Source organism: Desulfosarcina cetonica JCM 12296 (assembly GCF_001311845.1).
Classification (GTDB): domain Bacteria; phylum Desulfobacterota; class Desulfobacteria; order Desulfobacterales; family Desulfosarcinaceae; genus Desulfosarcina; species Desulfosarcina cetonica.
Map to the genome: position 1 here is coordinate 13,023 of NZ_BBCC01000053.1, position 19,989 is coordinate 33,011.

Below are 19,989 nucleotides of genomic sequence, written 5' to 3' on the forward strand. Positions count from 1 at the left end.
TTACAATCCTTCCGGCGGATCCACCACCATCGTCCTGTTTTCCAGATCGATGCTGCGGATCACACGCGCCACGGCGGGAATCAGCATCTCCCGCGGCTGGCCGTCAACCTCTCCGGTGACCACATAAACATCGTTGGCCGCCGTCGGGATGACCTCGTCCAGACACCCCAGCAACTGGCCGGTGGTGTCGTAAACGTTGAGCCCAACCAATTCGAACCAATAATAGGTATCCGCCTCCAGGACCGGCAAACGTGACCGCTCAACAAAAATCGATGCGCCAGCCAGGCTTTCGGCCTGGGTGCGGTCCGTGACCGTTTCCAGCCCCATGCGGAATCCCCGGCCATGGGGCCTGGCCCATTCAATCATCATGGTGCGAGACGTACCATCGGCGAAGGTCAGCCTTAATTTTTCACCGGCAGCAAAAAGCGCCATGGATTCGGCATAGGAATGAATTTTTACCGCGCCGCGAATACCATGCGCGCCGGTTACCCGGCCCACCAGGATGTAGTCGTCCATTTCCTTTGGGCTACTCGACGATTTCAAGAACGGTCCGTTTATTGACCTTGGCCGACGCGGCATTCAAGAGCGTCCGCATGGCGCGTGCGGTCCGCCCCTGCTTGCCGATCACCTTACCCAGATCCGTTTTGTCCACTTTCAGTTCGATGACGGAGGTCTGGCTACCCTCGATCTCCTCCACGGAAACCTGATCAGGTAAATCCACCAGCTCTTCGGCAATGAATTTGATCAGTTCCTTCATGGTTCCATCTCCTATGCAGTGACGGGGAATCCGGGGCGATGATGTCTTTTACTCGGTCGGCGTGAAAACGCCTTCACGCTTCAAAATCGTCTTGACCGTATCGGTGGGTGTGGCGCCCTGGGCGATCCAGTATTTGACCCGCTCGGCGTTCAGCACCACTTGCGCCGGGTCCTGCAAGGGGTTATAGGTCCCGAGCTTTTCCAGAAAGCGGCCATCCCGGGGGCTGTCGTTGTCAGCGGCAACGATGCGGTAGAAGGGTCTTTTTTTGGCTCCGTGGCGGGCCAGTCTGATTTTTACTGCCATGCTTGTTCTCCTTTAAAATGGCAGCATGCCGCGACCCAACCCGCGCATGCCGCTTTTATTGATTTTCTTCATCATTTTCATCACCTGCGCATAATTTTTGAGCAGGCGGTTAACATCCTGAACACGCGTACCGCTGCCGGCGGCAATGCGTTTGCGGCGGCTGCCGTTGATAATCGTGTACTGGCGGCGCTCCTGGGGCGTCATGGAATTGATGATGGCCTCGATGTGCACCAACTCCTTCTCGTCCACCTGCAGGTTCTTCATCTGCTTGATCTTACTCATGCCGGGAATCATGCCCAGAATATCGGTAAGCGATCCCATTTTGCGGATCTGCCGCATCTGATCCCGAAAATCCTCCAGGGTAAACTGATTCTTGCGCAGCTTCTTTTCGAGCTCGATGGCCTTTTTCTCATCCACCACCTCCTGGGCCTTCTCGATCATGGTGAGGACATCCCCCATGCCGAGAATCCGCGAGGCCATCCGGTCGGGATGGAATGCTTCCAGGTCGCTGAGCTTTTCACCGACGCCGATGAATTTGATCGGCTTGCCGGTAATCGCCCGAATCGACAGGGCCGCGCCGCCACGGGCGTCGCCGTCCATTTTGGTGAGCACCACGCCGCCGATGTTCAGGCGTTCGTCAAAGGCCTTGGCGATGTTCACCGCGTCCTGACCGGTCATGGCATCGGCCACCAGCAGGATGTCGGTGGGCTTTGCCGTCGAGCGGATGCTCGAGAGCTCACCCATCAGCGTCTCATCGATATGCAGACGGCCGGCCGTATCGAGCAGCAGTGTATCGCAGCCTGCCTTTTGGGCAGCCACACGGGCCTCCTGGCAGATCGCGACCGGATCCATGTCCGGGGTGGAATCGAACACCGGCACGCCCAACTGGACACCCAGCTTTTTGAGCTGGTCGATGGCCGCCGGCCGATAGACGTCCGCCGGAACCAGATAGGGCTGCTTGCCGGTCTTGCGCAGCATCACGGCCAACTTCCCGGCCGTGGTGGTCTTACCGGAACCTTGAAGTCCCACCAGCATCACCGAGACCGGCTTTTCCCCCTCCAGCTGGAGCCCCTCGTGGGTGTTGCCCATGAGCTGGGTCAGCGATTCGTTGACAATCTTGACCACCTGCTGGCCAGGCGTCAGGCTACCCATGACCTCCTGGCCCAGCGCGCGCGCCTTGATCTCGGCCACCAATTGCTTGACCACCTGGAAGTGGACATCGGCTTCCAGAAGGGCCATGCGGACCTCGCGCAAGCCATCGGCAATGTTCTTCTCGGAAAGCTTGCCTTGCCCTTTGAGCTGCTTGAAGACCGAATTCAGTTTGTCGCTTAACGTATCAAACATACGATTCCACCAGCCTGGTAAACTAAAACCTTGAAAGTAGATTTTTTTAAATGGTATGTCAAGCAATAATAAAGCGTTGGAAAAGGCCGTGCCGCCTTGGGAAAAACCATGGGAACGCCCCTTTCCGTTGCCGGCGTTCGCCGGCTGTCGTCAACCCCCTCGGGGCACGGTTTCGGTCCGGCCCGTGGATCCCATATCATGACCACAATATCAAGCAAAATCGACATCAAAGACCTGTCCCGGCAAGCGCTCGGCGACTGGCTGGCCGACCGCGGCGAACGCCCCTTCCGCACCCAACAAATTCTGCAGTGGCTCTATTCCCGCCAGACGGACCGTTTCGAGGCCATGACCAACCTGGGAAAGCCCCTACGGGCCGAGTTGGATGCGGCTTTCGTCAATCCGCGACTTACCGTGGAACACGAGGCCACCAGCCAGGATGGTTCCCTCAAGCTGCTCTTCCGGCTCGCTGACGGGCAGCACATCGAGACCGTGCTGATCCCCGAGAAGGATCACTATACCTTGTGTATTTCCAGTCAGGTGGGTTGCGCCCAGGGATGCCGTTTCTGCATGACGGCCAAGGGCGGGTTCGTACGCAACCTGTCGGCCGGTGAAATCATCTCCCAGGTGCGGGACGTCCAGCAGCGTGTGGCGGGTCAGGAAGGCATGCCGCTGTCCAACATCGTCTTCATGGGCATGGGGGAACCGCTGGCCAACTACACCAACGTGGTCCAGGCCCTGGATATCATCACCGACGGTGATTTCGGCCTCAAGTTCTCCACCCGGCGGGTCACCGTTTCCACGGCCGGAAGGGTTCCCCGCATGGCGGACCTGGGACGCGATACGCGCGTGAACCTGGCCGTTTCCCTGAACGCCGCCGATGACGCCCTGCGCAGCCGGTTGATGCCCATCAACCGCCGCTATCCCTTGTCGGACCTGATGGCCGCCTGCCGCCAATTTCCCCTGCCCCCGCGGCGCAAGATCACCTTTGAATACATCCTCATGCAGGGCATCAACGACCGCCTGGAGGATGCCCGGCGGCTGGTAAAACTCTTGCGGCCGGTCAAGGCCAAGATCAACCTGATCCCCTTCAACGAACATCCGGGCAGCGAGTTCCGGCGCCCCTCGCCTTCACAGATCAGCGCCTTTCAGGAACTTCTGGCCGAGCACCACTACACGGTCATCGTGCGCCACAGCAAGGGACAGGATATTGGCGCGGCGTGTGGGCAATTGCGGGCCAAGTTGGTACCCACGGGGGAATAGGCCGATGGTGGGAAAGCGTGCGCCAATACCATCCGCCGCTTAAATGTCAAATCTCAAAATCCAAATGACAAATGATGGATACGCTACGCGCAACTCATTTAATAAAGGAAGAATATAATCGCCCATCATCCTTCAATTGACATTTGGATTTGGTCATTTGGCATTTTTCCTTACAGCCTACGGCCTACAGTCCCCCCTGTCAGATCATATATTTCTTACTCTCCCCGGGAGGAATTCCCAGCACCGTCACCTGGCGGATGCCGCCGGGCCCCTGCACGCTGACCGTGACCGGCTCATGGTTCGGCGCCTTGCTGTAGCCGGCGCAGATGCTGGCCGCCAGCATGACCATGCCCTCCTCGGCACCATCGGGAATCACCGTAAGCGGCCCCGGGTGGTTTTCCACCTTCAGCACCAGGTCGCGTTCGGGATCGACGTTGCGGTTGATCATTTCGTTGTCCTTTTGCGTGCGGCCGACCACGATCTTGGTCTGTGGCCCCAGGCGCAGGTGACGGCCGAATTTGAGCAGGTGCAACGCCCGCTCCGGGCAGTCGGCCTGATGGTCGAACAAGTCCCGCAATCGCCGACTGAATATTTTGTCGGTGAGCAGACAGCCACCGGCAGGCGCCGGGAATTCGCTCACCCCATAGGTTTCGGCCAGCTGCAGCTGGGGTTTGCGCGAGCGACCGGAGATATCCAGCAGCCGATCACGGTCCACCCAGCCGTTTTGCTCGGGGATGGTCTCCGGCAGGCATCTGGCCGACAGGGGCCGCAGGATATAGCCGTCGAAGCCGGAATGTTTCTCCACATAGCGCAGTGAGGTGCGGTTCTGGCTCATGGGGCGCTGTCCCAACACCTCGCCGGAGAATAGAAAATCAAAGCCCTTGTCGGTCATGATCGCTCCGGCCAAGCGAAACATCAAGGCGTGACAATCCATGCAGGGATTCATGTTCTTGCCGTAGCGCACCGACGGCGAGCGCATCATCTGCATGTAGACGGGCGTGATTTTCTGGACCGTCAACGGCACACCGGTCTGTTCCGACGCTTTCCTGGCTTTGAAAGCCGAAAAAAAAGGGGTCTCAAAACAGACCCAGTGCACGTCAATTCCCTGTTCACGCAGCACCAGCGCGCTTAAAATACTGTCCAGGCCCCCGGAACACAGTCCCAGGGCGCGGATAGTTCTCGATTCAGCCATAAATTTCCTTATCGATTATTATCAATAACGATATCACCCGGTAGCCGGATAGGGTAAAGACCTGCAGCGATTCTGTCAAGAAATGTGCTGTCCCCTGCCAAGGTATTCGCATTTGGATTTCATTCTCATTATTGGAGAACAACCCAAAAAATTATCTTGATTCAGTCAATACCGAATGGCAAAATCCAAATACCAATTGTTTTTCAAGCAAAAAATTCACTATTATGAATCTTTCTTTCTCTACGTCTTCAATCAAAGAACGGACGTTCCCATTCGGCTGCCGACCGACATCGATTAACTTTCATAGATAACAAACTATTCTTGTATTAAAAATTGTCTTGACAATATTTAATACAATGATGTTTAACACGTTAAGGTTCAGTTCGGTGAAAAAAGTCTAACGCCGATATTGGGCTCTTTGCGGATCCGTCAATGTTTCCCTGATCCACATCGTTTTATCAGTGTTTAAGATAATGTTTTTGGCAAGGCCAGAGGGAGGAAGCCGTATTGTAATACTGCGACGACCGATAACGCGGCCCCAAAAACATTATCTTGAATGCTATAGCATGCGCAACGCATCCTGGCATGGATGCCTTTGTTAACCCCCAAGTCTTAACTTGATAGGAGCCACCGATGAAACAAGAGATCAGTTTAAAGGTTAATGGCGACACCTATGACCTTTACATCGAGCCATGGCGGACCCTCAACGAGGTCCTTCGCGAAGACCTGAACCTGACGGGAACCAAGTTGGGCTGCGGTTCGGGTGACTGCGGTGCCTGCACGGTCATGATCGACGGCAAGAGCGTCAGTTCCTGCCTCACCCTGGCCGTGGAAGCCAACGGCAAGGAGATTCTCACCGTGGAGGGTCTTGCGCCTTCCGGGGAGGCGCTCCACCCCATCCAGGAGGCCTTCATCGAAAAGGGTGCCATCCAGTGCGGATTCTGTACCCCCGGCATGGAGCTGTCCGCCTTGAACCTGCTCAAAAACAACCTTGAGCCCAATGAAACCGAGATCCGGCATGCCATTTCCGGCAACCTGTGCCGCTGTACCGGATACAACAAGATCGTGGATGCGATCGCCGATGCCGGTCAACGAATGAAATCCCAACAATAAAACAGGAGACAACGGTAATGCCAGCACCCCATTTCGACTATATCGCCCCAACAACTGTAGACGAGGCGGTTGCCGCATTGGTCAAGGGCGGCAAGGACGCCCGTGTCATGGCCGGCGGCACCGACCTGATGGTCAAGATTCGCCACCGGGCGTTGTTTCCCAAACAGCTCATCAGCCTGAAACGCATTGACGGTCTGAACGCGATCACCTTTGACGAAAAAAGCGGATTGACCATCGGCGCCACGGCGCTGTTGGCCGATGTGGCCAGCCACCCAGTGATTCGCCAGCACTATCCCACCGTGGCCGAGGCCGCCCAATCCACCGCCAATGTTCAGGTCCGCAACATGGGCACCGTGGTGGGCAACCTGTGCAACGCCTCCCCCTCGGCCGATAACGCGCCGACCCTGATCGCGCTGAACGCGACGGTCAACATCACCGGACCCAACGGGACCCGCAGCCTGCCGCTGGACGAATTTTTCCGTGGCCCGGGCCTCACCGCCCTGGAGAGCGGGGAAATCGTCACCTCGATTTTTGTCCCCATGCCGCCCGCCCATACGGGAACCGCCTATATCAGCATCTCCCAACGTGGCCAACTGGATTGTTCGGCCATCGGCCTGGGTGCCCGGGTCACCCTGGATGGCGATCGCTGCACGGATGTCCGTATTGTGGTGGGTGCCTGCGCACCCATCCCGTTGAGAACCAAGGATGCCGAAAAAATGCTGATCGGCCAGGAACTGACCGACGAGCTGATTCGCAAGGCGGCCCAGAAGGCCTCGGATGAAACATCGCCCATCACCGACGTCAGGGCCTCTGCCGCGTATCGCCAAAAAGTCACCACCGTCATCACCATCCGGGCATTGATCGATGCCCGCAAAATGGCAAAGCGGAAAAAATAATTCCCTATCGTTCGCATACCGCTGCCGACCCATCTACCGAGAGCCATAAAAGGATTGCCCATGAAAGCGTTCAATATCATCGGAAAAGACATTCCCCGAACCGACGGAAAGGCCAAAGCGACCGGACAAGCCGTATATGCCGACGATATCAAACTTCCCGGTATGCTCCACGGCAAACTGCTCCGTAGCCCGCTGGCCCACGCCCGCATTGTCAACATCGATACCAGCAAGGCCGCTGCCCTGCCCGGCGTGCGCTTGGTCATCACCGGCGCGGATCTGCCCAAGGTCACCACCGGCAACTGGCGGCTGTTTCCCAAAACCCAGGACGAGTATGCCCTGGCCATCGACAAGGTTCGCTATATCGGCGATGAAGTGGCCGCCGTGGCGGCAATGGACCCGGACATTGCCGAGGCGGCCATCGAACTGATCGAGGTCGAGTACGAAGAACTGCCCGGTGTCTATGACATCGAAAGTGCGCTGAAAGCTGACGCGCCGCTCCTTCACGACGGGTACAAAACCAATATCAGTATCGATCGCAAAATTGAATACGGCGATCTGGACAAAGCCTTCGCCGAATCGGATTACGTCCGCGAGGACACGTTCACGGTCCAGGCCCAGAGCCACGCCTACATGGAACCCTGCTCCTGCGTGTCCCAGGCAGACCAGGAAGGCCGCATCACCATCTGGACCTCCACCCAAACGCCGTATATCGTTCAATGCCTGCTGGCCTCGGCGCTGAATCTGCGAGAAAATGACGTCAGGGTCATCAAGCCCACTGTGGGTGGCGGGTTTGGCGGCAAAATGGAACTGCGCTCCTGGGAAGTCTGCTCGGCGTTCATGGCCCAAAAAACCGGTCGCCCGGTGAAATTCACCCTCTCCCGTGAAGAGGAGCTGATGGCCGGCCGCCGGCGCCATCCCATGACCATCCGGTCCAAGATCGGCTTCAAAAAAGACGGCACGATCATGGCCAAGGATCTGCACATCTATCTTGATGGCGGCGCCTACAACGCCATGGGCCCCACGGCCTGTTTCCTGGCCGGAAACTTCGGCGCCATGCTCTACCGCTATCCCAACTACCGCTACCTGGGCGAGCATGTGTACACCAACAAGCCCCCAGCCTCGGCCATGCGCGGATTCGGTGCGCCCCAGACCCTGTTTGCCGCCGAGACCCAGATGAACATGGCCGCCGAGGATCTGGGGATCGATCCCATCGACCTGCGCCTGAAAAAACGCCCAGGTGACCGGTAACGTCCTGCCCGGCGTGGCCACCATCAGCAGTTGCGGTTTCATCGAATCCCTCGAGGAAGTGCGCAAAATGAGCAACTGGGATGAAATTCGCAAGAATCCCAATCCCGGACAGGCATCGGCGTCGGCTGCTACAGCTTCATCTCCGGCGGCGTGTTCAACTGGTTCAATACCCAGTACAACTTCTCGGCCGCCGAAGTGAAGGTGTTCGAAGACGGCACCGCCCACCTGCTCACTATGGCCGCGGATATCGGGCAGGGGGTGGAAACCGTCATGACCCAGATTTTGGCCGAAGCACTGGGCCTGCAAATGGGGGATATCCGCATTACCGCCGCCGACACGGCCATCACCCCCCAGGCCGACCTGGGCGCCTGGGGCAGCCGCTTGACCCTCTTCAACGGCAACGCGGTATTGGATGCCGCCAATAAGATCAAGAAAAAACTGGCTGGCGCCGTAGCCGCCAAATTCAGCCTCAATACGATCTTCGAGATTGAATTCGAAGGTGGCCGGGTGTTTGCCAAAGGCAAACCCGATCGTGGCATGAGCTTGGGCGAAGCGGTGGCGTTTGTGCAGAAACTGCAGCGCGGCGAGCCGGTGGTCGCCCGGGGATACTATACCCCCAGAAACAAGGGCCTGGTCAGCCCGGCCTTCAGTTTCGGCGCCCAGGTGGCCGAGGTCAATGTGGATCAGGAAACCGGCCAGATCAAGGTCGTTCAAATGAACACGGCCCACGACTGCGGGACGGTGATCAACCACATGGCCGTGGAAGGTCAGTTGGAAGGCTCGATCCAGATGGGGCTGGGCTATGCCCTCTCCGAGAACTTCGTCATGGATGGCGGCAAGACCCTCAACACGAACTTTCTGGACTACAAGATGCCCCATGCCGCCGACATGCCGCCCAGCAACTCCGTGTGCATCGACACGTACGAAGAGGAAGGGCCCATGGGCGCCAAGGAAGCGGGTGAGGGGCTGGTTTCACCCACGGCACCGGCCATCGCCGATGCGGTCTGCCATGCCACGGGATTCCGCTGCATGGACCTGCCCATCACCCCGGAAAAATTACTCAAGGGGTTGAAGAAACTCTAGCCGGCCACGATCAACGGATGCGCAGGCAAGGGGTTTGGGCCTTGCCTGTGCATACGCTCATTTTCTCCCCGCCTTGGCCGTCAATTGCACCTGAAAGGTATGGCCCAGAACCTCGGCAATGGCGTGCACCGTGTTGTGGAAACGCGTGTACATCATGGCCAGGCCGACAACCCCGGCCAACACCTGCAGGGCATCCAGATCCTGATCCGACACTTTCCACGGCTCAAAGTGATACAGCCGCAACACACCGATCACCTCATCAAGATGGATGATGGGCAGGGAGACAATGGCGGCGATGCCTTCCTTGCGCGCCTCTTCCGGATATTGCAGGTTCTGGTTCTTCTGTTGGATATCGGCGATCACCACCGGATGGCCTTTAAAGGTTTCGTTGATGCTTTTGGGGGTGTTTAGGGGACCCTTGGTCAGATACTTGGCCGAAAGGCCGAAGCTGGCCAGGATTTCCAGTTCCTCGGTGACCGCGTTGAGCACGAAGATGGCGCAGCCCTTGACGTCGAGGCTGGCCGTGAGCATTTGGGCCAAATGGTTGGCCATAATGTCCAGGTCCTCACTGTGGGCAATCGCCCGGGTCACGGATTTGAAAATATCGATGTTGATTCTGTTTTCAGACGCCATGATCCCCTCCTTTCAGGTGGCAACGCAGATGGTGACCCCGCGCAGGGTCGCTACGACCCGGGCGTAGATGCTGCGGGTAAAAAATTGGGTAACTTTACCACCGCCTCGGCTAAGCACCAGGACGTTGCATCCGGACGCCTGATCGACAATCTCTTCGGCCGCACTTTTAACCCGTTTTTTAAACACACAGGTAACGGCTTCAGCATCGAAACCGCTCTGCACGAGCAGTCCGGCAACCCGCCGCAGGGACTCCTCCTTCTCGGCAAGTTCCGCTGCCAGGTAATTCATGCCGCTGCGCATTTTCGTGTTTTCCGGGTTGGCGGCATAGTCGATGGACGGCAGCGGCGGGTACGCGTGGAAGACCGTGACGGACGCCCCTTTGCAACTGCCGAAGGCATCGATGGTAAAACGGATGCCCTTCTGGTCGTTGGGGGAATAATTGTAGGGCAGCAAAATCCGAAACGTTGCCATGGCGCCCTCCTTTCCTGTATTCGCGGTTGAAGGATTGGCCGCACACCGAAAAGCGGAACAGGGCACGAAAAACGTTTTCAGGTTGAAAAAGGAGCAAATGAAACCACGTGTATCAAAACGGCTCAGAGCAACGGGTGGAGATGATCCGCATCAGGAGCGGCGGAATACCCAAGCCGATGAATAGGGCTATGCTTAAATGCTAAAATGGCCATTATGGCGTGTCAAATAAAAAATGACGGATTCGTAAAAAGCCCGATATCGGCGTTACGCTCACCCTTCGTCACTGCGGCGTACGCAAAAGTACGCTTCATTCCTTAAGGATTCGCAAGCCTTGACCTCGGGCTTTTTACGAATCCGTCGAAACGGCGACTTTTTACGAGACCATCAAAAATGGCGGGGGAGAAACCCCGCCATTTCAGTAACCATCGAATTGTAGCGTCGAAAACTAGCTGTGCGCCTCTTCCTTGACGCCCACGGCCATCTTGTAGAGGACGGTAAGCACCAGTGCGCCAATGGCATAGACGCCCAGGGTGATACCGATTTCCGGCATGGTCGGGGCATACTCATTGACCTCGTGCATGGGGTTGGGCACGAACCCCCCGGAAATCATTCCCAGGCCCTTGTCGATCCAGGTTCCCAGGATGATGACCATGCAGGCAAGCATCAGCGAGGTTTCGTTCTTGCGGGTCGCCGGGGTCACCGTGAGCACGATACCGGCGGCCATCAGAATCATGGACGCCCACATCCAGGGCACCAGCGCACCGTGGCCGTGCAATCCGGCAAAAAGGTACTTGATGTGCGTGGTGTGGCCGGGAATATTGCTGTAAAAAGCCACAAAAACCTCACACAGAAAGAAGAAGACGTTGATGCTAATTGCATAGGCAACGGTTTTTGCCAGGCTCTGGATCTGCTCCTTACCCGGATCGAAGTTGGTAAAACGGCGGATAAACAAGCAGAGCAGGATCAGCAGGGACGGGCCGGCGGCAAAGGCCGAAGCGAGAAACCGGGGAGCCAGAATGGCGGTCAGCCAGAAGTGACGTCCGGGAAGACCGCAGTACAGATAAGCCGTAACCGTATGAATGCTCACGGCCCAGGGGATGGAGACGTAAATCAGCGGTTTCAGCCAACCCTGGTAGTGGACACCGTTGCGCTCGGCTTCCAGCACGTTCCAGCCGATCACCAGGTTGAGGAACAGGTAGCCGTTGAGCACGATGGCATCATAAAAGAGAACGCTGTTGGGTGTCGGGTAAATCAGCACGTTGAGGGCGCGCATGGGCTGCCCGAGGTCGACCAGGATGAAGAGCAGGCACATGACGATGGAGGCAATCGCCAGAAACTCACCCAAAATCGTGATCTTGCCATAGGCTTTGTAATTATGCAGGTAGTACGGCAACACCACCATCACGCCTCCGGCGGCCACACCGACCAGGTAGGTGAAGTTGGCAATGTAAAATCCCCACGAGACGTCGCGACTCATGCCGGTGATACCGAGACCGAACTTGAGCTGCATCATGTAGAGGCCGAAACCGGCTCCGATGATACCCAAAAGGACGACCACCCATCCCCAGTACCATTTATTTCCTTTTACGGCTAATTCAAGCATGCTCACCTCACACGATGTAGTAGACGGACGGTTCCGTTCCCAGGACCTGTTTCCGTCTGATGGTGTAGTTTTCCTTCAACAGTTCCCGCACTTCCGAATGCTCGTCGTACAAATCGCCGAAAGCGATGGCACCGTTGGAGGCCTCCACGCAGGCGGGCTTGAGGCCGATGGCCAGCCGCTCCGCGCAGAAGTTGCATTTTTCAACACACCCTTCATGCGGGTGGGGAATTCCTTGTTGTTGTCCTTGATAAAGGGCCGCGGATCCCGGAAGTTGAAGCTGCGGGCACCAAAAGGACAGGCAGCCATGCAGAAACGACAACCGATGCAGCGATGGAAGTCCATCATCACGATTCCGTTATCGTTCTTGAACGTCGCCTTGGTGGGGCAGGCCCGGACGCAGGGTGGATCCTCGCAATGGTTGCACAGCAAGAGGAACGGCCGATTCTCGACATCTTCGTTGAGAAAATTGTTGGTCTTGTCGGTAAAGGCGTTGTGGTAGTGGGCTTCCCAGATCCATTTGATCTCGTGATTCTTGTTCTCGATCTCGGTAGGAATATTATGGATCTTATTGCACGCCGCGATAATCGGTTCCAACGCTTCGGCCGTCTGCAGTTTGCGGGTATCGATCACCATGGCCCATTGCTTGGCCGTCATGGCCTTCTCACCCTTGGCGATATGATAGCCAGGCCCCTTTGCATCTTCCGAAGCGAAGGCATTGAGTACGGGTTTTGCCCCAAGACCCAGCGCGGAAACGCCAGCTATCTGAAGAAAGCGTCTTCTGCTGTTATTCATACCTATTCTCCTTTTGGGTTATCTATGTGGCAATCCCAGCAATAGGGGCTTACGGATGCGTAGTTGTGGCACCGATCGCAGAAATCGGCCTTGTTGGAATGGCAGTCCAAACAAGTGTTGGAGAGGCTCATGTCAAAGCTCTTGCCGTCGGGATTGGTGAACATGCGTTCGCTACCCCGCACCACGTTATGGCGCCAGACGTCCAGAAGTTGCATGTGGTTGGTGGTCATGAATTCCTTGGACATCACGCACGTCTTGGCGGCCTGGGCTTTCGCGGTCAACACAAGCTCCGGTGCCGGAGCGGCCTTTCCCAGGTTGAACCAGAAGGGAAAGGTAATGGCGGCGATAAAAATAACCAGACCCGCGAGAATTTTATTTTTATCCTTCATCGGCTACTCCTCCATTCCCGGCAGCGGCTCGCCGCGCAAGTCGGTTTCTCTGTCCTTTTCTCCGGGCAGGATCAGGGCATTGGCCACCAGTTCGTGCAGCCCGGTCACCTCAACCTCGGGGACCCAGTATTCCATGGATGCCGGTAACGCCGCGCGGTCGATGGCACAGACACAGGCCAGCATGTTGACGCCGAACGTCTCATGTACGTATTTCACCGCGTTGGCCCGCGGGAACCCACCGGCCATCCGCAGTTCCATGTTCTCACCGGCGTTGAGACCGGCGCCGCTACCGCAGCAGAAGGTCTGTTCGCGGATCGTGTTGGCCGGCATTTCGTAGAAGTTGTTGGCCACGTTCTGGATCACGTAGCGCGGTTCGTCGAGCAGGCCCATGCCCCGGGAGGGGTTACACGAATCATGGAAGGTGATGATCTTGTTGTCGTTGCGACTGGGGTCCAGCTCCAGCTTGCCGTGCTTGATCAGGTCGGCGGTGAACTCGGCAATGTGCACCATCTTGGTGGACTTGGCGTTCTCGAATTTGGTGCCGGTGATCGGGTTGACCGGCTCTTCGAGAAAATCGGCAGGACCGTTCATGGTGTCCATGTACTGGGAAATCACCCGCCACATGTGACCACATTCGCCGCCCAGGATCCATTTTACACCCAGGCGTTTGGCTTCGGCGTACATCTTGGAGTTGAGCCGCTTCATGGTCTCGTGGGAGGTGAAGAAACCGAAGTTGCCGCCCTCCGACGCGTAGGTGCTCCAGGTGATCTTCAGGCCATATTTCTCTTTCAGGTAGTGAAAGAGAATCATGTAGCCCATACAGGTATAGGTTCCCGGGTCGGCGAAGACGTCACCCGACGGCGTGATAAAAAGGATGTCGGCGTTTTTTTCCATGTAGGCCGGCTTGACCTGAACACCGGTGATCTCTTCGATGTCGTCGACGAAGAAATCGAGCATGTCCTTGAAGGCATGCGGCTGGATTCCCAGATGGTTGCCGGTCATGTAGCAGTTGGACACCGGCGTGGCGATCCAGTCGATGTTCAATCCCAGGAGATTGAGCAACTCGCGGCCCATGATGGTGATCTCGGCCGTGTCGATGCCGTAGGGACAGAAGACCGAACAGCGTCGGCACTCGGTGCACTGAAAGAGATAGTACCACCACTCCTTGAGCACATCCAAGGTCATGGGCCGGGCACCGCCCAGACGCCCCAGGATCTTGCCCATCTTGGTAAAATCGTTGCGGTAGACGCTGCGCAGCAGCTCGGCCCGCAAAACCGGCATATTTTTGGGATCGCCGGTGCCGATAAAGAAATGGCACTTGTCAGCGCAGGCGCCGCAGCGCACACAGATGTCCATGAACACCTTGAAGGATCTGAATTTCTCCAAGCGCTCGCGGAATCCCTCGAAGATAATCTGCTGCCAGTTTTCGGGAAGCTTCCAGTCGTCGTCCAGCGGATTCCAGGCTCGCGCGTTGGGGAGGCCCAGGGTCTCTACGCTCTTGGGGTTGGCGGCATAGCAATACATCCCCTTGCGGATATCCACGGGCGTGTCCATCCAGCCGGCGCCGGACGGACGATGATCTATCTTTGACAATAGTTCATCGGGTGTGATCAACTCATCTGCCATTATCTGCTCCTTTTGTCTTAAGCCTGTTCTTCGGGCATTTTAACGACCGGCAGGCCGGCTTCGACCATTTTTTCTCTGAAATCGTCTTCATACTCTTCGTAGGTATGAACCTTGACCGGATAGTTCCAGGGGTTCACGTGCCGGACCTGACGGGTGTTGCCGGTCATGTTCCGGGTCGGACTGAGGAATATGCCGCCCAGGTGCATCAATTTGCTGAAGGGGAAATAGGCCAGCAGGACACTGACCAGAAACAGATGGGCGAAGAACAGACCGCTGATACCCTCGGGAATCGTGGGCCGGAAGGTCACCAGGCCCATGGTCAATTCTTTGATGGCAACGATATCCACCTTGGAAAGATAGCGCATGAAAATACCGGAAAGCGCGATTCCCATGATCAGAAACAGGGGGAAAAAGTCGGCTGCCAGGGAGATATACCGAACCTGGGGGATCATCACCCGGCGCAGAAAGAGGTAAAGGGCGGCGGCAAGCAGCACCAGCCCGGACATATAGACCCCCGGAAGCCCTTGTTGCACGGCATCGTAAAGCACTTCCATGCGCATGAAGCCGTCCACGTTTTCAAGTATGGTGACGAAGAAGGGAACCGGCTCCGTGAAAAATCGCAGGTGCCGCAACACAACGGTGAAGAAAGCGTAGTGGAAGGCCAAGGCGCCGATCCATAGGAACAACTCGAGCTGGTAGGTCAGATGCGGTCCGCCTTTAAGCTTCATGCGGGTGTTGCGGAACAGCGACCGGAAACAGACAATTTCCAGAAACATCCGGGCAACAACCCCAAGCGTACAAGACGGGTTGTCGATTTTGGCCTGTTTGAACCAGGGCAGGGATGGCTGCTGCCCGCACGTGGTGGTAATCCGGAAAGGTACTGCCGATCGCGCCCATCCCATCACGCGCCGGGCAAATCCGACGATAAACAGAATGATCGCCAGATAGGGCACAATGATGCCGAAAACCATCTGCAGGCCCGCCCCCTGTTGCGTGCCCACATAGGCGATCAGGAACAGCGTGATAACCGCTATGAGGCTAACCATGTAATTTTTATTCATCGAACCGCACCTCACTCCTTGGCCCTGGCAGTGTCAAATTCTCCGTCACCGTCTCGTTCCCGACGCCTTGATGTCACCCCATTGACATCAAGCATTTCCGGAGGAGCGGGTCACGGCGAACGCTTGACCGTTGCCGGATGCCTGAATCGAAAAGATTATAAGGAAAATTTCAGAAACCGGGCCCGTCTGCCTCGGTTTCAACGATCAATCCTGCACGCTTCAACGAACCGAAAAACTGGTTTCTCGACTCGGTGGCCTTGAGTTCGAATATCTTTTCCCGACAAGCCACATAGATATCGAAAGCCACCAGGGCCATCTCGTCGATCTGCCGGTCCAGGCCGGTTAGCGTCCCACTCGCGTCGCGGTCATCTTCCGCGAGATGCTTGCGAATAATCTGCTTCAGGAAAAAACAAAGCCAGTGGCCTTGGAAGGGGTAAATGACTGCACCGCTCGAATTCTCAGAATCGGGTCGAGGGCGGCGGCCATTGCATCACGGCCGGCTCCGGTGACAAGGGCATCTACCAGGATCTCAAGATTGCGGTAGGTGGTCTGGCCCACCGGATTGGCAAACGGGTCTTTCTGATTTTTCAGAAAGCGTGCCGTGTCGGCCGGATAGGAATCCACTGTGGCCTGAAACCAGCTTTTCAGGATCGCCTGCTTTTTCGTCGCCAGTAAAGATGCTGAATTCATCTACGGTCTCACCCCGGTGGCCCCCACGCACGTATGCACGGGTGCCGCAATATCAATCTCAGCTTTTCAGTTCGGATTGTTTTGGTGGAAAATACTGTGCAACGACTGGAAATCAGCCGAATTCAAGCTCGAATCTATAGTCAACTTGCCCTTTTCTGTCAAGGGTAAATAAGGCTCTCTTCTCGTCGGTCCTTACGGATCAACGGTACATCTTTTTCCATGGCGAGCGTTGATTTTCCCGGGCGTCGGCCAAGGCCAGGTACAACGTTCCCACCACCAGTTCGGCGCAGTGGAAATGATCCGCCGGCAGCGTTCCCAAATACTCGGCCACCCGTTCCGGCGTGAGTTCCCAGGCGGCATCCAGGGTTTTGCCTTCAACCAGCGAGATCACCGCGTTACAGCAGGCGTTGGTGTTCAGGCAGCCGTTGATATCATAGCCCAGGTTCTGAATGGTATCCCCCCGCAACTTGACAAAAAACTCGACCGTGTCGCCGCAATCCCCGGTTTTTTGGCGTGACCATCGGGCTGTTCCAACCGCTCGCGCCGATCGTTACGAAAAGCCATCTCCAGGAAAGTCAGGGAGTGGTCCTGCCAAAAATCCGCAGTTTCATTGGGTTCGTCCATCCGTTTCCGTCTCCTTGATTGAAATCCGTGTTTACATCCATGATAAGCCGCCGCGGATCATAAAAGGCGTCGCCGGCTTTGTCAATATGGGTTCCGCCGATCAGTTAACCATTTACGATAGTTAACGATTTATGTTAACGTGCTTGCCTGTCGGAATGTTCGACCGGTTGCCATCGGCGCTTTTTCGGTTTCCGCCCGGTGTAACGATTGAAGATTTCTACGATAAGGATGCCACCGATGAAACTTGCCGCCATTATCGCCAACATCGCCCAACTGGTCATCATTCTGCTGATCTTCTTTATTCGCGGCCTCGATCTGGGCGCATGGGTCATCTTTCTGCTCTTTTTACTGCTTGCGATTCCTTTTCTCAATCTTTTGACCCTGCTCGTATCCAAACGCGCCCTGTACGACGCGTTTTCCGACGAGACCGGTGGTATCATCAAACGTGAAGCCATGCGCATCCAGTATAGCGGCACGCACTATGCGACCCTGACCACCGACGGGATCACCTTTACCGTTCGCGATCTGTCGGAGGGCGGGGTACGCATCAACGCCAGCTCGGCCACGACCCTTAAAAGAAAAATTACCGGTATTCTCCAACTGCTTTGTAATCATGAAATCCGTTTCAAAGCCACCGTCCTGCGCCGGGAAGAAGGCGCGGTGGTTCTGCAGTTCAATCACCCCATCGGCACCGCAACCCTGGCTGAAGAGAAAAGATCGTTGGGCAGTCGGGAAACGAGATAAAAAAACGCTGAAATGGCATTTTGATAGGCAAATCCGTGGAAGACGCGCCGGTGCACATCGGGCTCGACACCCAGTTTTATCGCACGGCGAATCCATCCGACGGGGATTCGATTTGGAGATGGGAAAATTCCGGGCGTGCCCTCAGGCGTCGGGTCTGCAGATCTCTCGGGAGCGGGGAAAACGCCGGCGATCGCTCCCGCTACGGCGCTCCCGGCCGGAACGGCGCTCGGGCAAATATCCGTTATAGATGTAAAACCGGCGATCTACACCGATACGCCGCCCGCCGTTGTCGATGATCATCATTTTATCTTTATCCAAAAAATTCGCTTCAGCTGGGAGCATTTGCCTTTCCATTCACTGCAATACGATTGCAAGAAATGAATCACGCTTTTCACACGGGATTGATTGACGGCCGTTTGGTGGCCTTTTCACACATTCAAGCAATCCGTATACCAGGCTGTAAATCAGCTATTATACTTTTGTGTTCAAATAGATAGACCGTATCCTTCGGGGATGCGGGCCACGGATGTGGAAAACCGTTTCACACTCACGCTGTCTTTTTTTTCATAGTGGCATTTTATTTCACACCCAAATCGCTCAAGACGTAGCGCGTTTTTTCTGCGGCCCCCGGCGGGTTGGCCGGCGGCAGGTTTCGCCCGTCGGCCCGACCTGCCACGGTGCTCTCCGGAAGGTCTCTTTTTCCGGTCGGGTTCGGATTTCCTCTTGGCTCTCTTGAAAAACAGCGCGGTTAGATGCTCGGCACCAAGCGCTTTCAAGGCCTTGCGGATGAGCGGCCGATTGGCCGGATGGCGATACTGGATCAGGGCGCGCTGCATCTTGCGTTCGCGAAAGGTCTTGGCCACATACAGCGGCTTTCCGCTGAACGGATCCCGCTGCGTATGGTACATGGCGCCGGAAAGGGTCAGTGGCAAGGGGATGAAATCCTGAATCTGTTCGGGATGCATGTTCCGCTCGATCAGGTAGCGGGCCATGTTCAGGGCATCGCCTAGGGTGGCACCGGGATGGGCGCTGATGAAATAGTTGACCAAAAACCGCGGCGCCGGCAGGCGCGACCCACCCGCCGGAACTGGTCGACGAAGGCATCGTAGGCGGCAATACGGGGCTTGCCCATGGCATCCAATACCCCGTCGCAAACATGCTCGGGGGCCACCTTCATGCGGCCGCTGATGTAAAAGCGGCACAGTTCTTCAAGGCAGGCATCGGTCGCCGGATCGCCGAAGAGGTCGTGGCGGAACCCGCTGCCGATAAAAGCGTGCTTGACGCCGGGCAGCTGGCCAACCCGGCGATACAGGGGCAAACTGCGACCATAGCCGGGATCCAGCCGGTTACAGGTGGACGGGACCAGACAACGCCGGTCGGCGCAATAGCCCTTGGTGGGCCAGCGCGGGCAGGCGGCCCCGTACAGATTGGCCGTGGGGCCGCCCATGTCGGTAATCGTACCGCGAAAGTCCGGGTGCTCGGTCAAACGGCGGGCTTCCCGCAGGATGGACGCCTCGCTGCGGCTCTGCACCATGCGCCCCTGGTGGAAATAGAGACTGCAGAAATTGCATTCGCCGCAGCACCCGCGATGGGTCACCAGGGAGTGGCGGACCGTTTCCAGCCCGGGTACACCGCCCATGGTGTTGTATTGCGGATGCCAGCGGCGCCGGTAGTCCAGATCGTAGATCGCATCCAACTGCGCTTCGGCCAGGGGCCGCGGGGGAGGAAAGACGACCGCATGGCGGTCCCCATGGGCCTGAACCACGGTTCGGCCGGTGAACGGGTTCTGTTCTCCGTAAAAACGCCGGAAGGCCGCATTGAAATCCTCGGTGGAGGCGCTGACCGCCTCGAAGGACGGCAGGACGACAACCGCGTCCGGGTTGCCGGGGTCCTTGCGGATCACCGCCGTTCCGGCGATACCGTCCAGGGTATCCACAGGCTCCCCCGCCGAAAGCCGCCGGGCGATTTCGACCACCGCGCCCTCCCCCATGCCGTAAACCAGAATGTCGGCCCGGGCATCGAAAAGAATCGAGCGCCGCACGCGGTTGTCCCAGTAGTCGTAATGGGCCAGCCGGCGCATGCTGGCCTCGAGGCCGCCGATCACCACGGGAGCGTCCTTGAACGCCTGGCGCACGCGGTTGGCGTAGACGATCAGGGCCC

General features: G+C 57.0%; 23 protein-coding genes and 1 pseudogene. 6 read left to right on the top strand and 18 right to left on the bottom strand.

The genetic code is table 11. From position 1 onward, the window contains the following. Genes rimM through ffh form a run of 4 tightly spaced genes read right to left on the bottom strand, consistent with a single transcriptional unit; the run spans position 1 to position 2,404 of the window. Positions 1-516, bottom strand: coding sequence for a ribosome maturation factor RimM (gene rimM / locus JCM12296_RS13670; RefSeq protein ID WP_054693931.1), 516 nt, complete (start codon positions 514-516; stop codon positions 1-3). Between the two features lie 10 nt (positions 517-526). Further along, positions 527-757, bottom strand: coding sequence for a KH domain-containing protein (locus tag JCM12296_RS13675; protein WP_054693934.1), 231 nt, complete (start codon positions 755-757; stop codon positions 527-529). 48 nt (positions 758-805) lie between these two features. Further along, positions 806-1,060, bottom strand: coding sequence for a 30S ribosomal protein S16 (gene rpsP, locus JCM12296_RS13680; protein WP_054693937.1), 255 nt, complete (start codon positions 1,058-1,060; stop codon positions 806-808). 12 nt (positions 1,061-1,072) lie between these two features. Continuing rightward, positions 1,073-2,404 (bottom strand): signal recognition particle protein, encoded by a 1,332-nt coding sequence (gene ffh, locus JCM12296_RS13685; RefSeq protein ID WP_054693940.1) that lies wholly within the window; start codon positions 2,402-2,404, stop codon positions 1,073-1,075. Positions 2,405-2,512: 108 nt separating this feature from the next. Here ffh and rlmN point away from each other — a divergent pair, with 108 nt between their 5' ends. Beyond that, entirely contained in the window at positions 2,513-3,664 is a 1,152-nt protein-coding gene (gene rlmN, locus JCM12296_RS13690) for a dual-specificity RNA methyltransferase RlmN (RefSeq protein WP_306304023.1), read from the top strand. A gap of 199 nt (positions 3,665-3,863) precedes the next feature. Here rlmN and JCM12296_RS13695 read toward each other — a convergent pair whose 3' ends face one another. Beyond that, positions 3,864-4,856, bottom strand: a complete 993-nt coding sequence (locus JCM12296_RS13695) for a DUF814 domain-containing protein (protein WP_054693943.1) — start codon at positions 4,854-4,856, stop codon at positions 3,864-3,866. 633 nt (positions 4,857-5,489) lie between these two features. On the opposite strand from JCM12296_RS13695, the gene JCM12296_RS13700 reads away from it, so the two are divergent. From JCM12296_RS13700 to JCM12296_RS49655, 4 genes and pseudogenes are all read left to right on the top strand, one after another. Next, positions 5,490-5,969, top strand: coding sequence for a (2Fe-2S)-binding protein (locus JCM12296_RS13700; RefSeq protein WP_054693946.1), 480 nt, complete (start codon positions 5,490-5,492; stop codon positions 5,967-5,969). Between the two features lie 17 nt (positions 5,970-5,986). Beyond that, positions 5,987-6,865, top strand: coding sequence for an FAD binding domain-containing protein (locus JCM12296_RS13705; RefSeq protein WP_054693949.1), 879 nt, complete (start codon positions 5,987-5,989; stop codon positions 6,863-6,865). Positions 6,866-6,925: 60 nt separating this feature from the next. Beyond that, the gene (locus tag JCM12296_RS49650; RefSeq protein WP_218188075.1) at positions 6,926-8,113 is read left to right on the top strand and encodes a xanthine dehydrogenase family protein molybdopterin-binding subunit; all 1,188 of its coding nucleotides are present in this window, start codon (positions 6,926-6,928) and stop codon (positions 8,111-8,113) included. A gap of 111 nt (positions 8,114-8,224) precedes the next feature. Continuing rightward, a pseudogene (locus JCM12296_RS49655) lies at positions 8,225-9,196 on the top strand (xanthine dehydrogenase family protein molybdopterin-binding subunit); the annotation flags it as partial. 57 nt (positions 9,197-9,253) lie between these two features. On the opposite strand, the gene JCM12296_RS13715 reads toward JCM12296_RS49655, so the two are convergent. The 10 genes from JCM12296_RS13715 to JCM12296_RS44465 all read right to left on the bottom strand — a co-directional run bounded on the left by JCM12296_RS13715 (position 9,254) and on the right by JCM12296_RS44465 (position 16,927). Beyond that, positions 9,254-9,829: a GAF domain-containing protein gene (locus JCM12296_RS13715; protein ID WP_054693951.1), complete on the bottom strand. Its 576-nt coding sequence runs from the start codon at positions 9,827-9,829 to the stop codon at positions 9,254-9,256. A gap of 12 nt (positions 9,830-9,841) precedes the next feature. Next, positions 9,842-10,300: a universal stress protein gene (locus JCM12296_RS13720; RefSeq protein ID WP_054693953.1), complete on the bottom strand. Its 459-nt coding sequence runs from the start codon at positions 10,298-10,300 to the stop codon at positions 9,842-9,844. A gap of 445 nt (positions 10,301-10,745) precedes the next feature. Continuing rightward, entirely contained in the window at positions 10,746-11,903 is a 1,158-nt protein-coding gene (gene dsrP / locus JCM12296_RS13725; RefSeq protein WP_054693985.1) for a sulfate reduction electron transfer complex DsrMKJOP subunit DsrP, read from the bottom strand. Positions 11,904-11,978: 75 nt separating this feature from the next. Then, complete coding sequence (dsrO, locus tag JCM12296_RS13730) at positions 11,979-12,695, bottom strand: sulfate reduction electron transfer complex DsrMKJOP subunit DsrO (RefSeq protein ID WP_306304024.1); 717 nt, start codon at positions 12,693-12,695, stop codon at positions 11,979-11,981. Between the two features lie 2 nt (positions 12,696-12,697). Continuing rightward, positions 12,698-13,084, bottom strand: a complete 387-nt coding sequence (gene dsrJ, locus JCM12296_RS13735) for a sulfate reduction electron transfer complex DsrMKJOP subunit DsrJ (protein WP_054693956.1) — start codon at positions 13,082-13,084, stop codon at positions 12,698-12,700. Positions 13,085-13,087: 3 nt separating this feature from the next. Next, positions 13,088-14,710, bottom strand: a complete 1,623-nt coding sequence (dsrK, locus tag JCM12296_RS13740) for a sulfate reduction electron transfer complex DsrMKJOP subunit DsrK (protein WP_054693959.1) — start codon at positions 14,708-14,710, stop codon at positions 13,088-13,090. Between the two features lie 17 nt (positions 14,711-14,727). Further along, positions 14,728-15,771 (bottom strand): sulfate reduction electron transfer complex DsrMKJOP subunit DsrM, encoded by a 1,044-nt coding sequence (gene dsrM, locus JCM12296_RS13745; RefSeq protein WP_054693962.1) that lies wholly within the window; start codon positions 15,769-15,771, stop codon positions 14,728-14,730. 169 nt (positions 15,772-15,940) lie between these two features. Beyond that, entirely contained in the window at positions 15,941-16,087 is a 147-nt protein-coding gene (locus JCM12296_RS38280) for a hypothetical protein (RefSeq protein ID WP_157067602.1), read from the bottom strand. Between the two features lie 83 nt (positions 16,088-16,170). After that, complete coding sequence (locus tag JCM12296_RS13750; RefSeq protein ID WP_054693966.1) at positions 16,171-16,461, bottom strand: RsbRD N-terminal domain-containing protein; 291 nt, start codon at positions 16,459-16,461, stop codon at positions 16,171-16,173. A 199-nt stretch (positions 16,462-16,660) separates the two neighbouring features. Beyond that, entirely contained in the window at positions 16,661-16,927 is a 267-nt protein-coding gene (locus JCM12296_RS44465) for an iron-sulfur cluster assembly scaffold protein (RefSeq protein ID WP_246804279.1), read from the bottom strand. 395 nt (positions 16,928-17,322) lie between these two features. Here JCM12296_RS44465 and JCM12296_RS13760 point away from each other — a divergent pair, with 395 nt between their 5' ends. Continuing rightward, positions 17,323-17,829, top strand: a complete 507-nt coding sequence (locus JCM12296_RS13760; RefSeq protein ID WP_054693970.1) for a PilZ domain-containing protein — start codon at positions 17,323-17,325, stop codon at positions 17,827-17,829. A 141-nt stretch (positions 17,830-17,970) separates the two neighbouring features. Here the strand turns inward: JCM12296_RS13760 and JCM12296_RS13765 are convergent, their stop codons facing one another. The 3 genes from JCM12296_RS13765 to JCM12296_RS13775 form a co-directional block, all read right to left on the bottom strand. Next, entirely contained in the window at positions 17,971-18,132 is a 162-nt protein-coding gene (locus JCM12296_RS13765; RefSeq protein ID WP_157067603.1) for a hypothetical protein, read from the bottom strand. Between the two features lie 182 nt (positions 18,133-18,314). Further along, positions 18,315-18,878, bottom strand: coding sequence for a DUF3362 domain-containing protein (locus JCM12296_RS13770; RefSeq protein WP_054693976.1), 564 nt, complete (start codon positions 18,876-18,878; stop codon positions 18,315-18,317). Beyond that, positions 18,836-19,989 (bottom strand): YgiQ family radical SAM protein (locus JCM12296_RS13775; RefSeq protein WP_083456132.1); only part of this gene is annotated, 1,154 nt, incomplete at its 5' end. The genes JCM12296_RS13770 and JCM12296_RS13775, both read right to left, overlap by 43 nt.

What these genes read in the sequence shown, in the direction of transcription:
- JCM12296_RS13705 (WP_054693949.1), top strand. Translation starts at nt 5,987, where the DNA reads ATGCCAGCACCCCATTTCGACTATATCGCCCCAACAACTGTAGACGAG.
- JCM12296_RS38280 (WP_157067602.1), bottom strand. Translation starts at nt 16,087, where the DNA reads ATGGCCCTGGTGGCTTTCGATATCTATGTGGCTTGTCGGGAAAAGATA.
- rlmN (WP_306304023.1), top strand. Translation starts at nt 2,513, where the DNA reads ATGGGAACGCCCCTTTCCGTTGCCGGCGTTCGCCGGCTGTCGTCAACC.
- JCM12296_RS49650 (WP_218188075.1), top strand. Translation starts at nt 6,926, where the DNA reads ATGAAAGCGTTCAATATCATCGGAAAAGACATTCCCCGAACCGACGGA.
- ffh (WP_054693940.1), bottom strand. Translation starts at nt 2,404, where the DNA reads ATGTTTGATACGTTAAGCGACAAACTGAATTCGGTCTTCAAGCAGCTC.
- dsrP (WP_054693985.1), bottom strand. Translation starts at nt 11,903, where the DNA reads ATGCTTGAATTAGCCGTAAAAGGAAATAAATGGTACTGGGGATGGGTG.
- JCM12296_RS13720 (WP_054693953.1), bottom strand. Translation starts at nt 10,300, where the DNA reads ATGGCAACGTTTCGGATTTTGCTGCCCTACAATTATTCCCCCAACGAC.
- JCM12296_RS13760 (WP_054693970.1), top strand. Translation starts at nt 17,323, where the DNA reads ATGAAACTTGCCGCCATTATCGCCAACATCGCCCAACTGGTCATCATT.
- dsrJ (WP_054693956.1), bottom strand. Translation starts at nt 13,084, where the DNA reads ATGAAGGATAAAAATAAAATTCTCGCGGGTCTGGTTATTTTTATCGCC.
- rpsP (WP_054693937.1), bottom strand. Translation starts at nt 1,060, where the DNA reads ATGGCAGTAAAAATCAGACTGGCCCGCCACGGAGCCAAAAAAAGACCC.
- JCM12296_RS13765 (WP_157067603.1), bottom strand. Translation starts at nt 18,132, where the DNA reads ATGATGATCATCGACAACGGCGGGCGGCGTATCGGTGTAGATCGCCGG.
- dsrM (WP_054693962.1), bottom strand. Translation starts at nt 15,771, where the DNA reads ATGAATAAAAATTACATGGTTAGCCTCATAGCGGTTATCACGCTGTTC.
- dsrO (WP_306304024.1), bottom strand. Translation starts at nt 12,695, where the DNA reads ATGAATAACAGCAGAAGACGCTTTCTTCAGATAGCTGGCGTTTCCGCG.
- JCM12296_RS13700 (WP_054693946.1), top strand. Translation starts at nt 5,490, where the DNA reads ATGAAACAAGAGATCAGTTTAAAGGTTAATGGCGACACCTATGACCTT.
- JCM12296_RS13675 (WP_054693934.1), bottom strand. Translation starts at nt 757, where the DNA reads ATGAAGGAACTGATCAAATTCATTGCCGAAGAGCTGGTGGATTTACCT.
- JCM12296_RS13715 (WP_054693951.1), bottom strand. Translation starts at nt 9,829, where the DNA reads ATGGCGTCTGAAAACAGAATCAACATCGATATTTTCAAATCCGTGACC.
- rimM (WP_054693931.1), bottom strand. Translation starts at nt 516, where the DNA reads ATGGACGACTACATCCTGGTGGGCCGGGTAACCGGCGCGCATGGTATT.
- JCM12296_RS13695 (WP_054693943.1), bottom strand. Translation starts at nt 4,856, where the DNA reads ATGGCTGAATCGAGAACTATCCGCGCCCTGGGACTGTGTTCCGGGGGC.
- JCM12296_RS13750 (WP_054693966.1), bottom strand. Translation starts at nt 16,461, where the DNA reads ATGAATTCAGCATCTTTACTGGCGACGAAAAAGCAGGCGATCCTGAAA.
- dsrK (WP_054693959.1), bottom strand. Translation starts at nt 14,710, where the DNA reads ATGGCAGATGAGTTGATCACACCCGATGAACTATTGTCAAAGATAGAT.